This is a genomic window from Asanoa iriomotensis (assembly GCF_016862515.1).
GTDB lineage: Bacteria > Actinomycetota > Actinomycetes > Mycobacteriales > Micromonosporaceae > Asanoa > Asanoa iriomotensis.
Genome location: NZ_BONC01000019.1, coordinates 72,563 through 85,354 on the forward strand (window position 1 = coordinate 72,563; position 12,792 = coordinate 85,354).

Annotated in this window: 15 protein-coding genes; 8 read left to right on the forward strand and 7 right to left on the reverse strand. The window is 72.8% G+C overall.

What is annotated here, in order from left to right:
• Positions 1-204 precede the first annotated feature (204 nt).
• On the forward strand, positions 205-792 hold the full coding sequence (locus Air01nite_RS15680; protein ID WP_203703079.1) for a CGNR zinc finger domain-containing protein: 588 nt from the start codon (positions 205-207) through the stop codon (positions 790-792).
• On the opposite strand, the gene Air01nite_RS15685 is transcribed toward Air01nite_RS15680, so the two are convergent.
• Both Air01nite_RS15685 and Air01nite_RS15690 read right to left on the reverse strand, forming a co-directional pair.
• Positions 789-3,056: a HelD family protein gene (locus Air01nite_RS15685; RefSeq protein ID WP_203703080.1), complete on the reverse strand. Its 2,268-nt coding sequence runs from the start codon at positions 3,054-3,056 to the stop codon at positions 789-791. The genes Air01nite_RS15680 and Air01nite_RS15685 overlap by 4 nt on opposite strands.
• 123 nt (positions 3,057-3,179) lie before the next feature.
• Entirely contained in the window at positions 3,180-3,680 is a 501-nt protein-coding gene (locus tag Air01nite_RS15690) for a hypothetical protein (protein WP_203703081.1), read from the reverse strand.
• 168 nt (positions 3,681-3,848) lie between these two features.
• Here Air01nite_RS15690 and Air01nite_RS15695 point away from each other — a divergent pair, with 168 nt between their 5' ends.
• Genes Air01nite_RS15695 through Air01nite_RS15705 form a run of 3 tightly spaced genes read left to right on the forward strand, consistent with a single transcriptional unit; the run spans position 3,849 to position 5,849 of the window.
• A complete protein-coding gene (locus Air01nite_RS15695; RefSeq protein WP_203703082.1) occupies positions 3,849-5,096 on the forward strand; it encodes a CobW family GTP-binding protein in 1,248 nt (415 codons plus the stop codon).
• A 1-nt stretch (position 5,097) separates the two neighbouring features.
• Entirely contained in the window at positions 5,098-5,349 is a 252-nt protein-coding gene (locus tag Air01nite_RS15700; RefSeq protein WP_203703084.1) for a type B 50S ribosomal protein L31, read from the forward strand.
• A 20-nt stretch (positions 5,350-5,369) separates the two neighbouring features.
• On the forward strand, positions 5,370-5,849 hold the full coding sequence (locus tag Air01nite_RS15705) for a hypothetical protein (RefSeq protein ID WP_203703086.1): 480 nt from the start codon (positions 5,370-5,372) through the stop codon (positions 5,847-5,849).
• Positions 5,850-5,852: 3 nt separating this feature from the next.
• On the opposite strand, the gene Air01nite_RS15710 is transcribed toward Air01nite_RS15705, so the two are convergent.
• The 5 genes from Air01nite_RS15710 to Air01nite_RS15730 are packed head-to-tail and all read right to left on the reverse strand — an operon-like array spanning position 5,853 to position 10,010.
• Entirely contained in the window at positions 5,853-6,611 is a 759-nt protein-coding gene (locus Air01nite_RS15710; RefSeq protein ID WP_203703087.1) for an alpha/beta fold hydrolase, read from the reverse strand.
• 48 nt (positions 6,612-6,659) lie between these two features.
• Positions 6,660-7,577, reverse strand: a complete 918-nt coding sequence (locus Air01nite_RS15715; RefSeq protein ID WP_203703088.1) for a methylenetetrahydrofolate reductase — start codon at positions 7,575-7,577, stop codon at positions 6,660-6,662.
• Positions 7,574-8,311: an amino acid ABC transporter ATP-binding protein gene (locus Air01nite_RS15720; protein ID WP_275408203.1), complete on the reverse strand. Its 738-nt coding sequence runs from the start codon at positions 8,309-8,311 to the stop codon at positions 7,574-7,576. Before Air01nite_RS15720 ends, Air01nite_RS15715 begins: the two co-directional genes overlap by 4 nt.
• Positions 8,308-9,153: an amino acid ABC transporter permease gene (locus tag Air01nite_RS15725; protein ID WP_373310421.1), complete on the reverse strand. Its 846-nt coding sequence runs from the start codon at positions 9,151-9,153 to the stop codon at positions 8,308-8,310. Before Air01nite_RS15725 ends, Air01nite_RS15720 begins: the two co-directional genes overlap by 4 nt.
• On the reverse strand, positions 9,150-10,010 hold the full coding sequence (locus Air01nite_RS15730) for an ABC transporter substrate-binding protein (protein WP_203703090.1): 861 nt from the start codon (positions 10,008-10,010) through the stop codon (positions 9,150-9,152). Before Air01nite_RS15730 ends, Air01nite_RS15725 begins: the two co-directional genes overlap by 4 nt.
• Positions 10,011-10,186: 176 nt before the next feature.
• On the opposite strand from Air01nite_RS15730, the gene Air01nite_RS15735 reads away from it, so the two are divergent.
• From Air01nite_RS15735 to hisG, 4 genes are read left to right on the forward strand one after another with little or no spacing between them, the layout of a single operon-like run.
• Entirely contained in the window at positions 10,187-10,708 is a 522-nt protein-coding gene (locus Air01nite_RS15735) for a SigE family RNA polymerase sigma factor (protein ID WP_203703091.1), read from the forward strand.
• Positions 10,705-11,586: a GerMN domain-containing protein gene (locus Air01nite_RS15740; protein WP_203703093.1), complete on the forward strand. Its 882-nt coding sequence runs from the start codon at positions 10,705-10,707 to the stop codon at positions 11,584-11,586. Before Air01nite_RS15735 ends, Air01nite_RS15740 begins: the two co-directional genes overlap by 4 nt.
• Positions 11,587-11,633: 47 nt before the next feature.
• Entirely contained in the window at positions 11,634-11,897 is a 264-nt protein-coding gene (locus Air01nite_RS15745) for a phosphoribosyl-ATP diphosphatase (protein ID WP_116070035.1), read from the forward strand.
• Positions 11,898-11,947: 50 nt separating this feature from the next.
• The gene (gene hisG, locus Air01nite_RS15750) at positions 11,948-12,790 is read left to right on the forward strand and encodes an ATP phosphoribosyltransferase (protein ID WP_203703094.1); all 843 of its coding nucleotides are present in this window, start codon (positions 11,948-11,950) and stop codon (positions 12,788-12,790) included.
• Positions 12,791-12,792: the final 2 nt, after the last annotated feature.

Genomic DNA, 12,792 nt, shown 5'->3' on the forward strand with positions numbered 1-12,792 from the left:
GACAACGGGCGTCACCGCCGCCGGGCCGCTCGGTCGGGGTCGAGTCGAGTCCCACATGTCACACCAGCCGCTGTCCGCCGTCGGGGCTCAGGAGCACCGCGCTCCTGGCTAACGCATAGTTTGACGCTAGAAGCATTAGACGGGTGCGGCAAGCGGTTCGAAGAGAAACTCGCGGGCGTCTCACCTAATGGATACGCTGGAGAAGTGAGCATCAGTCTGGCCGACGTCCAGCGGGCCGGCTTCCCGATGGGCGGCGAGCCGGTGGTGGCGCTCGACCTGGTCGACACCGAGACGCTCGTGACCGACCCGCCGCAGGACCTGATCGCCGACCGGTCCGCGGCCGCGGCCTGGTGGCGCTTGCAGGCGTCGCGCCTGCCGGCGGGCCCGACGCCCGGGCTGGCCGCCACCCACGCCCTGCGCGCGGCGCTGCGCGACCTGTTCGACGCGCGGCTGACCGGCCGCCGCCCGCACGCCGGCTCGCTGGACCAGGTCAACGCCGTGGCCGCCGTGGTGCCGACCAGCCTGCGCCTGGTGGGCGCCGGCGACGGCTACCGCGAGGAGGTTCGCTGGCACACGGACCGCGGCGGCAACGCGGCGCTGGCGGCGACGGCCCGGGGCGCGATGGAGCTGCTCGCCGACCCGACCCGGCTGGCCCGCCTGCGCCGCTGCGCCAACCCCGCGTGCTCGATGCTGTTCCTCGCCGAGACCACCCGCCGCCAGTGGTGCACCCCCAACATCTGCGGCAACCGCGCGCGGGTCGCCCGCCACTACCGCCGCACGCGGGAGGGCTAGCCCGCCAGCTCGGGCGGGAGCGGCAGGTGGTGCAGGACCACCAGGCCGGCCACGGCGCGGGTCAGCGCGACGTAGAGCCGGGCCAGGCCGCGCGGTTCGGCGGCCACGATGTCGGCCGGTTCGAGGACGATCACGTGGTCGTACTCGAGGCCCTTGACCAGGCTGGCCGGGACCACCGTGACGCCGGGCAGGTCGAGCCGGGCGGCCGTGTCGTCGGCGGCGACGACCGCTAGGGTCGCCTCCGGCGGCATGTCGGCGACCGCCGCGCGCACCGCGGCGGCCACGTCCTCGACCCGGCGCACGACCAGCGAACCGCCGGGCTGGTACGAGCGCGTCGGTGCGATCCCCGGTGCCAGCACCCGCGCCGCGTAGTCGGCGATCGTCTGCGGCACCCGGTAGCCGGTGCGCAGGTCCAGCTCCCGGACCTCGCGCTTGCCGAGCCGCGCGACCAGCTCCGGCCACGCGCCGGCCGCGAGCGGGTGCGTCGCCTGCCCGAGGTCGCCGACGATGGTCATCGACGCGTACGCGGCCCGGCGGGCGACCATCCGGCACTCCATCGGGGACAGGTCCTGCGCCTCGTCGACGATCACGTGCAGGTACTCCTCGGGCACGGGCGTGTCGTCGACCTCCTCGACCGGCAGCGGCTCGGCCAGCTCGGGCACGTAGCCCTCCTCGCCGTGCGGGTCGTACCCGTCGGTCCAGCCGACCACCTGGTGGCCCTCGCGCAGGATGATCGCCTCGGCCCAGCGCTGCGCGAGCCCGGTGGCGTCGTTGTCGATGGTGGCACCGGCGACCGCGATCGGGGTGAGCAGGCCGGGTGCGTAGAGCTCCCAGCCGTCGCGCAGCCCGCAGCTCAGCACGAACGTGTCGACGAGCCGGGGGCCGCCGCCGAGCTCGCGGAGCTGCCACTCGGGCTTGGGCGCCCGTGGCGCGGGCGGCGGTGGGCCGAGCAGGCCGGCCAGCTCGTCGAGCAACGGCACGTCGTCGACGGACCAGTCGCGGCCGTTCGCATAGGACGCGGCGAGCGCCGGGGCGCCGCGGGTCGGGTCGGCCAGCCAGGCCAGCACCGCCGCCGGGGTCAGCGCCGGCCACCAGGCGTGCAGGAACCGGCGGAACTCGGGCCGGTCGCCGACCTCGTCGCCGAACAGCTCCCGATCCAGTTGGCCGGCGTCCAACTTGGACCACAGCGCGTCGACGAGCGCCGCCGTGGCGGCCGGCCGGGCGGCGTTGGGCAGCGTGCCGTCGGCCGTGCAGCGGGCCCGGACGACGCGGCGGGCCGCCGACAGGTCGTCGGCGTCGAGGGTGAGCACCTGGCCCGCGTACACCAGGCGCAGTCGTTGTGGTGCCGTCGGCGGCGTCTGCCAGATCAGCTCGGCCAGCACCGCGAGCATGCCCTCGCCGCCCTTGACGGCCGCCAGCTCCGCGGGGTCCCGCCGGGTCGCGGTCACGCCGTCGACCAGCTCGCCGATCGCGCGCAGGTGCACGCTGTCCTCGCCGAGCGAGGGCAGCACCCGGCCGATGTAGTCGGTGAACACCGTCGACGGGCCGATCACCAGGATGCGGCCGCCGGTGAACCGGCCTCGGTCGGCGTAGAGCAGGTAGGCGGCGCGGTGCAGGGCGACCTGGGTCTTGCCGGTGCCGGGGCCGCCGGTGATCAGGGTGACGCCGCGGGCGGGCGCCCGGATCGCCTCGTCCTGCTCGCGCTGGATCGTGGTGACGATGTCGCGCATGTGCGGGCCGCGGGACCGGCGCAGCGACGCGAGCAGCGCGCCCTCGCCGAGGACCCGCAGGTCACCGGCGGCGTCCGGGGACAGCACGTCGTCGTCGAGGCCGACGACCCGCGCGCCGCGGCAGAAGATGACCCGGCGGCGCACGACGTCGAGCGGGTCGCCGGTGGTCGCCCGGTAGAACGGCGCGGCGGCCGGCGCCCGCCAGTCGACGAGCAGCGGCTCGATCCCGTCGCGTACGCCCAACCGTCCGATGTGGTAGGTCTCGCCGTCGGTGAAGTCCAGCCGGCCGAAGACGAGACCCTCTTCCTCGGAGTTCAGTTCCCGCATGCGGGCGGCGGCCCGGTGGACGATCGCGTCGCGCTCGACCAGCCCGGTGGCCGAGTTGCCGGCCGCCCGCCCGTGTCCCTCGCCCTCGAGCGACTTCGCCTGGCCGCGCAACACGTCCAGGCGCGCGTACACCCGGTCGACGACCTGTTGTTCTGCTGCGATCTCCCGTTCCTCGGCGGTGGTCTCCTGCGTCCTGGCTGCGGGCACGATGCTCCCCGGTATCGCTCGCTGAAGTGGACGGGGAAACCATATGGGCAGGTCAGGAGCTGAAAATCAGCACTGGGGCCGATTTGAGGGGCTTGCGCCGCCGATACAATTAAAAGGGCAGGGTCAGTAGCAGACCACGTAGACGAGAGCCGGGATTGGCAAGCTCGCCGTGCTGCTGAAGACCGCGCGCCAACCCGTCACCGGGCCGCCGGTCGCCGGATCGGGCCGGCTGAACAGGGCGTTGAGTTCGGTGGAGCCGAACGCGTAGCCGCCGCCCGTGGCGACCATCCCCTCGGGGCAGCTCACGACGACCGCCGTGCCGGACGATTCCGCGGGGACGTCGACCGCCTTCTCGACCGACTGGCCCGGGCCGGACAGGCCCGCCGGGCCCTGGGGGCCGCGCGGGCCGCGGACGTTCCAGACGACGGGGTGCTCGAAGGGCCCGCACGGGCCGCCGCGCGTGATCCGCAGGTCGCCGGTCTGCTTGTTGGCGCAGGCCCGGATGACGTTGCCGTGCTCCGGCTCCTCGGCCTGCGCGAGACTGCCGAAGGCGAGCAACGCGGCGGTGGCCAGGCCACCCGCGGCGAGCCCGCGGCGCAACCCGTGATGCGCGAGTGATTTCATGCACGCATAGTAAGCATTCACATACTATGTGTTAGGTCGTAACGCCAGTTGTTGTTGGCGACGCCGCGGTCATGGTCGCGAGCGTGGCTCGCCGCCGCGCGGGTCGGCACCTCGGTTTCCGCGCCGCCGGAGGTTGGGACCCGACCTCGGCCGGGTAGGGCGCAAGAGATGGGGGACTCGGATCCGATCACCGCGCGTCGGCGTGCGCCGGTCGACAGCCGGCCCGCGGTCACCGTGCTCGCGGGTTTCAGCCCCGCGGCCACGACCGCGGTCGCGCGCCTGCTCCAGCGCGCCGACCCGCGACTGGTGTCGGTCAGCCACGACCTCGGCCAGGTGCGGGACGGCGTGATCCGGCGCGTGGTCCGGACCTCGGCCGAAGTGCTCGAGGACGAGGTGGAGACGCTCCTGCACGGGTGCGTGTCCTGCACGCTGCGCGAGGACGTGCTGCCGACGCTGGTGCGGTTGAGCCGGACCCGGCCGGAGTCCGACATCGTGCTGCTGCTCCCGCGGGTGGTCGAGCCCGAGGCGGTCGCCGGGGCGTGCGCGCACTGCGAGGTCGGCGGCCGGCCGGTCACCGACGCCGTCCGGTTCGACTCGTACGTCACGGTCGTCGACGCCGCGTCCCTGCTCACGAACCTGACCAGCGCGGACGACCTGCGCGACCGCGACCTGCACGCGGCCGAGGAGGACGACCGGGCCGTGGCGGACGTGATCACCCGCCAGATCGAGTTCGCCGACACGGTCGTGCTGTGGGGCGGCCCGGAGGTGGAGGGCTTCGACCTGGCGCGCGCGGGCGTGCTGCTGGAGCGGCTCGCACCGTGGGCGACCCAGGTGGCGGTCGACGCGGGCCGGCAGATCGACTCCATGTCGCTGGCCGCCCGCCTGCGCCACACCGGGCGGCACAACCCGCGGGTGCCGGGCATGAACGGCCGGGCGCTGGAGGGGTACGCGATCGCGGTGCACAGCCCGGAGCCCGACTGCGGCGTGGTCTCGGTGCTGTTCGAGGCGCGCCGCCCGTTCCACCCGGCCCGCCTGCACGGTGCGCTGGGGACGCTGGCGGCCGAGACGCTGCGGGGGCGAGGCCAGCTCTGGCTGGCCAGCCAACCCGACACGGTGATCGCCTACGAGTCGGCCGGCGGCGGGGTCGGCATGGGCAGCCTCGGCCGCTGGCTCGCCGCGCAGCCGGCGTACCGCTGGGCCGAAGCGACGCCCGACCGCCGCGCCGCCGCGGACCTGGGCTGGGACGCGTTCTTCGGCGACCGGCGCACGGTCCTGGCGTTCGTGGGCCTGGACTTCGCGGGCGACGCGCTGACCGAGCGCCTGGCGGGCTGCCTGTTGACGAACCAGGAGCTGGCCACGGACTGGACCGGCCTGCAGGACCCGTTCGCGGGCTGCTTCCCACTCACGGAGGACTGAGATGAAACGCGACATCCACCCGAAGTACCGCCAGGTCGTCTACCGCGACCGCTCGGCCGACTTCGCCTTCCTGACCCGCTCGACGGCGGACAGCTCGCAGACGATCGAGTGGACGGACGGCAACACGTACCCGGTGGTCGACGTCGAGATCTCCTCGGCGAGCCACCCGTTCTGGACGGGCCGCCAGCGCCTCCTCGACAGCGAGGGCCGCGTGGAGAAGTTCCGCCGGAAGTACGCGCGCAAGCAGTCCTGACGAACCGCTAGCATCCTCGGGTGCGGCGCGCGTTGGTCACCCTGGTGTTGGGTCTGGTCGCCCTGACGGCCGGTGCCTGCGGATCCGGCAGCGCCCCGCCACCACCGCCGCCGCCCACGACCAGCTCAGCGGGGTCGGCGCACACCGCGACCCTGGCCGTCTGTGCCGAGGCCGTCAAGGTCAGCAAGGCGGGCGGTGCCGCCTTCGCCGACACGCTCGACGAGCTGTGGGTGCTCGGGCACGCGGACCTCGACCAGAAGATCATCGACAGCCGGTCGGCCGCGCGGGAGCAGGCGCTGCGGGCGGCGATGGACAGTTGGGCGAAGACGCTGTCGGCGCTCGCTGACCAGGACGTCATTCCCCAGGTCAAGGCCGTGCTGCTGGACGGCGCCCGGACGGTCGAGCGGTTCAACGACCCCGCCAACCAGACCTCGGACGGCGAGGCCCGCACCACGCTGCTGCGCCTCGCTGGCAAGATCGAGGCCGCCTGCGCCGCCTGATTCTCAGGAGCGCAGGAAGTCGAGCAGGGCGGACAGGGTCGGCTGGGGGTCGACGAGCCTGGACGCGTGACCGCCGGGCACCTCGACCAGGCGGGCGCCCGGGATCGCGTCCGCCAGCTCGTGCGAGTGGACCGGGGCCACGAAGCGGTCGTCGGTCGCGGACACGACCAGGGTCGGCACGTCCAGCGCGCCGAGGTCCGCGCTGACGTCGAGGCGCAGGCCGAGCTCGATCTGGGCCGTCGTGCCGGGCGCGGGGTCGGTCGTGAGGGCCGCCATCAACTGCCCCAACTGCTCCTGGGGCAGGTGGGCGAGGTACGCGTCGGAGAACGAGAGCGAGATCAGCAGCTTCGCGAGGTCGGGGTCGGATCGCTCGAACAGCCCGGCCCAGAGCTCCAGGTTGAGCCGCAGCAGCAGGCGTGCCCGGGCGAAGCCCACGACCGTCGCCAGGCGGGTGACCCGTTCCGGGTGCCGGGCCGCGGTGCGGATCGCGATCGCTGCGCCGAGCGACGAGCCGGCGACCGCGAAGGTCGACAACCCGGCGTCGCCGGCGGCCTCGGCGACCTGGTCGGCGAGCCGGTCGAGGTCGAGGGGTCCGGTGGGCAGCGGGCTCGTGCCGGACCCGGGCAGGTCCAGCAGGACGAGCGTGTGCCGGGCCGCGAGCTCGTCCACCAGGGGACCCCAACTGCGCCGGGCGGTGCTGCTGGTGCCGTGGAGCAGGACGAGGCCCGGGCCACTGCCGACCACCTCATACGACAAGACCATGCCTGGAACGTACGAGCCGCCACCCCGGCCGCGGGCCGAAACGGGGAGCTAACCCCGCAAGAGAGCGCCGACCTCGGCGGCCAAGTCGGTCGTCGCTTCGATCTCCGCCTTGCGGATCGAGACGCTCTCGATGTTGAAGCCGTACGGCATGCCCAGGTGCTCGCAGAAGTCGGCGAGGTCGCGGGCCATCGCCATCGTCTGCCGGTAGGACTCGGCGAGCGGGTCGGCGGCGTGCCGCACCGAGTTCTGGAACCAGCGCGGCACGTCGACGCCGAGCCACCGCAGGAACTCCAGCGTCTTGAGCGACCCGCACAGCGACAGCGTGAAGACCACCGTGCGCGGCGCCACGCCCCGGGCCGCGCACGCGTAGAAGTAGTCCGACACCAGGTTCTTGGTCTCGTTGACGTCGTAGACGACCTGCGAGACGAAGAAGCCGCAGCCCCGCTCCTGCTTGGCCAGCATGCGCAGGTGCTCGTCGGTCCGCTCGCTGATCACCACACCGCCCAGCGGCAGGTCGGGACGCACCGCCTGGCGCAGGGCCTGGGCTTCGCGCAGGTCCGTGCGGGCCGGCTTGTCGCCGGACGACGCGCCGACGAAGACGCTCAGCACCCGCTCGGGGTCGCAGCCGCGCAGCCAGTCGCTCAACTCCCGCGACCCGTACTTGCCGACGCAGCGGTAGATCACCACCGGGCGGTCCCAGTCGCCGAGGTGCTCCGCGTGGTAGACGGCCGGGTCGAGGGTCGGCAGGTAGGGGAACGGACGCTCGGCCGGGTTGCGGTCGGACTCGTCGTCGATGTCGTAGAGGATCAACCCGTCGAGGTCGAGCGGCGCGAGCCGGTCCAGCGTGACCGCCGCGATCTCCTTGACCCGCTCGACCGGTGCGCTGCGGCGCGGCGGCGTGATGGCGAACAGCAGCACGCCGGGCTGGGCCTCGGCCAGCAACCGGGCCAGCGGCGGCCGGGTCACGCGGGCGCCAGCCGGCGCAGGAACTGCTGCGTGCGCGCTTCCACCGGGTTGTCCAGCACCTGTTCCGGCGGGCCCTGCTCCAGGATCCGGCCGGCGTCGAGGAAGCAGACCCGGTCGGCGACGTGCCGGGCGAAGGTCATCTCGTGCGTGGCGAGCACCATCGTCATGCCGTCGCGCTTGAGGTCGCGGATCAGGTCGAGCACCTCGCCGACCAGTTCCGGGTCGAGCGCCGACGTCACCTCGTCGAGCAGCAGCAGCCGCGGCGAGTTGACCAGGGCCCGGACGATCGCCACCCGCTGCTGCTGGCCGCCGGAGAGCCGGTCCGGATAGGCGTCCGCCTTCTCCTCCAGGCCGATCCGCTTCAGCAGCGAGAGCGCCTGCTGCCGGGCGTCGGAGCGGGAGCGCTTGTGCACCCGCACCGGCGCCAGCGTGATGTTGTCCAGGACCGACAGGTGCGGGAACAGGTTGTACGCCTGGAACACGATGCCGATCTTCCGGCGTACCAGATCGGGGTTGATCCGCGGATCCGTGATGTGCTCGCCGTCCAGGTGGATCATCCCGTCGTCGAGATCCTCCAGCAGGTTGACGCAGCGCAGCAGCGTGGATTTGCCCGAACCCGACGCCCCGATCAGCGCCACCACCTCGTGCTCGGCGACCGTCAGGTCGAGCCCGTCGAGCACGACGGTCGACCCGAAGACCTTGCGGACGCCAGTGCAGGCGAGCACGGCGCTCACCTTCCGGCCTGCCGGCGGGCGGCCCGCACCGTCACCCAGTCGGTGACCGCGATCAGCGGGATGGCGAGCAGCACGAACAGGACCCCCGCGACGATGTACGGCGTGTAGTTGAAGTGCTCGGCGGTCGAGATCTGCGCGGCGCGCACCGCGTCGATGGGTCCCGCCAACGACACCAGGCCCACATCCTTCTGCAGCGCGACCGTGTCGTTGAGCAGGGGCGGCGCGACGCGCCGGACGGCCTGTGGCAGCACCACGTGCCGCATCGCCTGCCGGTAGGTCAGCCCGAGCGACCGGGCGGCCGCGATCTGGCTCGGGTGCACCGACTCGATGCCGGCACGGAACACCTCGGCGATGTAGCCGGAGTAGGTGAGCACCAGCGCCGCGCCGCCGAGCACGAGCACCGACGGCATGCCCTGCAGCCGCAGCCCCGGCACGCCGAGGGTGAGCACGTAGATCACGATGATCAGGGGCAGGCCACGGAAGGTGTACGTGTAGCTGACCGCGAGCGCCCGCACCGGGAAGAAGACCGGGCCGCGCAGGGTACGCAGCAGCGCGATCACCAGGCCGAGCCCGAGCGAGCCGATGGCGCAGAACACCAGCAGCCGGATGTTGAGCCAGAGCCCGCGCAGCACGTCGGGCAGCGCATCGGCCGCGATCGACGGGTCGAGGAACGACTGCCGGACGCGGTCCCAGCCGGGCGCGCCGGTGATCGCGACCACCAGCAGCGCGCCGACCACGGCCGTGGACAGGGCCGCGACCAGGATCGACCGGACCGTCTGGCGGCGGCGCCAGGCGATCCGGTCGAGCTGGGCTTGGGTCGGGCCGTCTGCCAGCCCGGTCACGAGAGTTCGGGAGCGCCCGCCGTGTCGGCGAGCCACTTCTGTTCCAGCCGTTGGAGCGATCCGTCGTTGCGCAGCTTGTCGACCGCCTCGCTGACGCACTTGGTCAGCGGGGAGCCCTTGTCGAGCAGCAGGCCGAACGTCTCGGGGGTGCCCACCTGCGGCAGCTGCCCCACGATCTTGCCGTCGGTCAGCTCGGCGCCGGTGATGTAGAACGCCGTCGGCAGGTCGACGACCAGGCCGTCGATCTGGCCGTTCTCCAGCGCCTTCTTGGCGTCGTCGTTGGTGTTGTAGACCTGCGGCTGGGTGGTCGGCTTGATCAGCTCGTTGACCGCCTGGTAGCTGGTCGTGCCGACCTGGGCGCCGAGCTTGGCGCCCTGCAGCTCGGCGATGGTCTTCGCGTTGGCGATCTTCGAGGACTTCAGCGAGATCACGGTCTGGCGGACCAGGTAGTACGGCGACGAGAAGTCGACCGCCTGCTGCCGCTCGGGCGTGACCGAGAACTGGTTGACGTCGAAGTCGAAGTTCTTCGGGCCGGGGGCGATCGCGTTGTTGAACGTCACCCGGGTCCACGTGACGTCGGACTGCGCGTAGCCGAGCTGCTCGGCGACGGCGTAGGCGACGGCCGACTCGAAACCCTCGCCGGACTCGGGCTTGTTGCCGACCACCCACGGCTCGTAGGCCGGGTCGTCGGTCGCGATCGTCAGCTTGCCGGCGGTCTCGGTCTGCAACGAGTCCTTGGTGCACGACGCGGCTGCTGACCCGACCGGAGCGGGCGTCTCCTCGGGCGCGCAGGCCGCGAGGGTGGTTATCAGAGCGGCCGCAGCGACGACCGCGAGAGGGGTGGCTCGCCTGGACATGTGGGACAGCTTAGAGAAAGGTTGGTGTACGTCCATCGAGTTCCCTATCACACTGGTCGGGAATTTGGACATTCGACCCATGGCGTGTGTTCCGGACCGGCGGTAAACCGGATGGGCCTGTGGTGCGTCATCGTGGCGTGCCAGCCGAGCTGACGATGCCACGTCCCGGGAGGGTCATGGCGGACCGAGCGCAGATCGAGTGGGACGCCGACGCGGCGGTCACCCATCTCTTCGGCGCGCACTACCGCCCGATGGTCCGGCTGGCCAGCCTGCTGCTGCACGAGCGGGGCGCGGCCGAGGAGATCGTCCAGGACGCGTACGTCCGGCTGCACGCCAACTGGCACAAGCTCCGCGACCCCGACAAGGCGCTGGCCTACCTGCGGGTGGCGGTGGTCAACGGCTGCCGGTCGGCGTTGCGGCACCGTCGCGTGGTCGACGCCCATCTCGCGGCCAGCGGGCCGCCGCCGGCCGCCCCGAGTGCCGAGGCCGGCGCGCTCGACCTGCTCACCCAGGCCGCGGTCGTGGCCGCGATCCGCCGGCTGCCGGCCCGCCAGCGGGAGGCGATCGTGCTGCGCTATTACGCCGACCTGTCCGAGGCGGAGATCGCCGAGGCGATGGGTGTCAGCCGCGGAGCGGTCAAGAGCCATGCCGCGCGGGCGGTCGCCGCCCTGCGCCCGATCCTGGAGCGCATGTCATGACCCCGGAGGAGACGATCCGGCGGGCGCTGGAGGCCGAGGCGTCCACGGTGGAGGTCTCGCCGGACGCGCTGGCCGTGATCCGGTCACGGACCCGGCGGTCGCGTACCCGTGGCGCCGTCCGGGTCTGGCTCGGCGGCGGCCTGGCCGTGGCCGCGGCCGCCGTCGCGGTGTTCGTGTTGATCGAGCCCGTCGGACGCGAAGCCCTGCCGCCGGTGGCCCCTCCTTCGGCGTCTGCCCCGTCGTCGAGCGCGCCGGCTGGGCCGCTGCTCGCGGTCTACTACGTCGGTCCGGGCCGCGACCGCCTTGTCCGGGAGTTCCACCGGACCACGCCGGCCTCCGCCGCGGTCGCGGACCAGGCCCGGGCCGCGCTGGACCTGATGTTCGGCGGCGCGCCGGCCGATCCCGACTACGCCAGCGCCTGGCCGGCCGGTGTCGCGGTGCGCGGCGTGTCCGTCACGGGTGACGTGGCGACCGTCGACCTGGGCGGCGCGACCCCGCCCGACGCGATCGCGGCACAGCAACTGGTCTGGACGGTGACCGCCATCGAGGGCCTCCACGGTGTGCGCGTCGGCACCGGCCCGCTGCTGCGCCGGGCGCCCGCGGTCGACACCCTCGCACCCGTCTGGTTGATCAACCCGCAGCACGGCGAGGTGGTGCACAGCCTGGAGATCCACGTCGCCGGTTTCGCCGCGACGGCGGTGCTGGAGATCCGCCCGCTCGACGGCGCCGGCGCGCCGGTGCGGCGCGAGCTGGCCCTCTCCGGCGGCAGCCCCGCGCAGCGTGAGGCGCAACTCACAATCACGCCGGCGCCGGGCAGCTATGTGCTGACGGTGACCGTGAACGGCGGCTCCGACGACCACGTGGTGCGGGTCGAATAGCACCGGGCGGGTTCGGCGCCGGGCCCGCAGCCTGGTTGGATGGCTGCGTGAAGACGTTCGAGGAGCTCTTCGCCGAGCTGCAGGCGAAGGCCGAGGCCGGCACGCCGGGCTCGGGCACCGTCGCCGCGCTCGAGCGCGGGGTGCACGCGATCGGCAAGAAGGTCGTCGAGGAGGCGGCCGAGGCGTGGATGGCCGCCGAGCACGAGGGCCCGGAGCGGGCCGCCGAGGAGATCTCGCAGCTGCTCTACCAGGCGCAGGTGCTGATGCTGGCCAGCGGTCTGAAGCTGGAGGACGTGTACCGACATCTGTGAGCCCCGCTCCGGATCCGGCACACCTCTTTCCTGACAGGAGTCCTCCTTCCATGCTGCGCATCGCAGTTCCTAACAAAGGCACCCTTTCCCGACCGGCCAGCCAGATGCTCCGCGAGGCGGGCTACCGCCAGCGCACCGACGAGCGCGACCTGGTCTGCCGCGACGAGACCAACGACGTCGAGTTCTTCTACCTGCGGCCCCGCGACATCGCGACGTACGTCGGCTCCGGCGACCTCGACCTCGGCATCACCGGCCGGGACCTGCTGGTCGACGCCGGCAGCCCGGCCGACGAACTGCTCGACCTGGACTTCGCGGGTGCCAGCTTCCGGTTCGCCGCCCACCCGGCGACGATCACGACGGTCGCCGAGATCGAGGGGCGCCGGGTGGCCACTTCGTTCCCGGGCGTGGTCGGCCGCTACCTGACCGAGCAGGGCATCACTGCGTCCGTCATCCGCCTGGACGGCGCGGTGGAGAACGCGGTCCGCCTCGGCGTGGCCGACGTGGTCGCCGACGTGGTGCAGACCGGCGCGACGCTGCGCCAGGCCGGGCTCGCGGTGATCGGGGACCCGATCCTGACCTCGTCGGCGCTGCTGATCGGCCGGGACTCGGTCACGTCGGCGCCGGTCGCCCAGCTCATCCGCCGCCTCCAGGGCGTGCTGGTGGCCCGGCGCTACGTGATGCTCGCCTACGACGTACGCGCGGATCTGCTGGATCGGGCGACCACCCTGACGCCGGGCATCGAGTCCCCGACGGTCTCCCCACTGCACCGCGAGGGCTGGGTGGCGGTACAGGCGATGGTGCTGCGGTCGGACGTCCACAAGATCATGGATGAGCTGTACGACCTGGGCGCCCGCGCGATCCTGGTCACCGACATCCACAACTGCCGGCTCTGAGG

Excerpts from the sequence above, each read along its gene's own strand:
- Air01nite_RS15690 (WP_203703081.1), bottom strand. The coding sequence starts at position 3,680 with ATGAAATCACTCGCGCATCACGGGTTGCGCCGCGGGCTCGCCGCGGGT.
- Air01nite_RS15695 (WP_203703082.1), top strand. The coding sequence starts at position 3,849 with ATGGGGGACTCGGATCCGATCACCGCGCGTCGGCGTGCGCCGGTCGAC.
- Air01nite_RS15700 (WP_203703084.1), top strand. The coding sequence starts at position 5,098 with ATGAAACGCGACATCCACCCGAAGTACCGCCAGGTCGTCTACCGCGAC.
- Air01nite_RS15710 (WP_203703087.1), bottom strand. The coding sequence starts at position 6,611 with ATGGTCTTGTCGTATGAGGTGGTCGGCAGTGGCCCGGGCCTCGTCCTG.
- Air01nite_RS15730 (WP_203703090.1), bottom strand. The coding sequence starts at position 10,010 with ATGTCCAGGCGAGCCACCCCTCTCGCGGTCGTCGCTGCGGCCGCTCTG.
- Air01nite_RS15735 (WP_203703091.1), top strand. The coding sequence starts at position 10,187 with ATGGCGGACCGAGCGCAGATCGAGTGGGACGCCGACGCGGCGGTCACC.
- Air01nite_RS15740 (WP_203703093.1), top strand. The coding sequence starts at position 10,705 with ATGACCCCGGAGGAGACGATCCGGCGGGCGCTGGAGGCCGAGGCGTCC.
- hisG (WP_203703094.1), top strand. The coding sequence starts at position 11,948 with ATGCTGCGCATCGCAGTTCCTAACAAAGGCACCCTTTCCCGACCGGCC.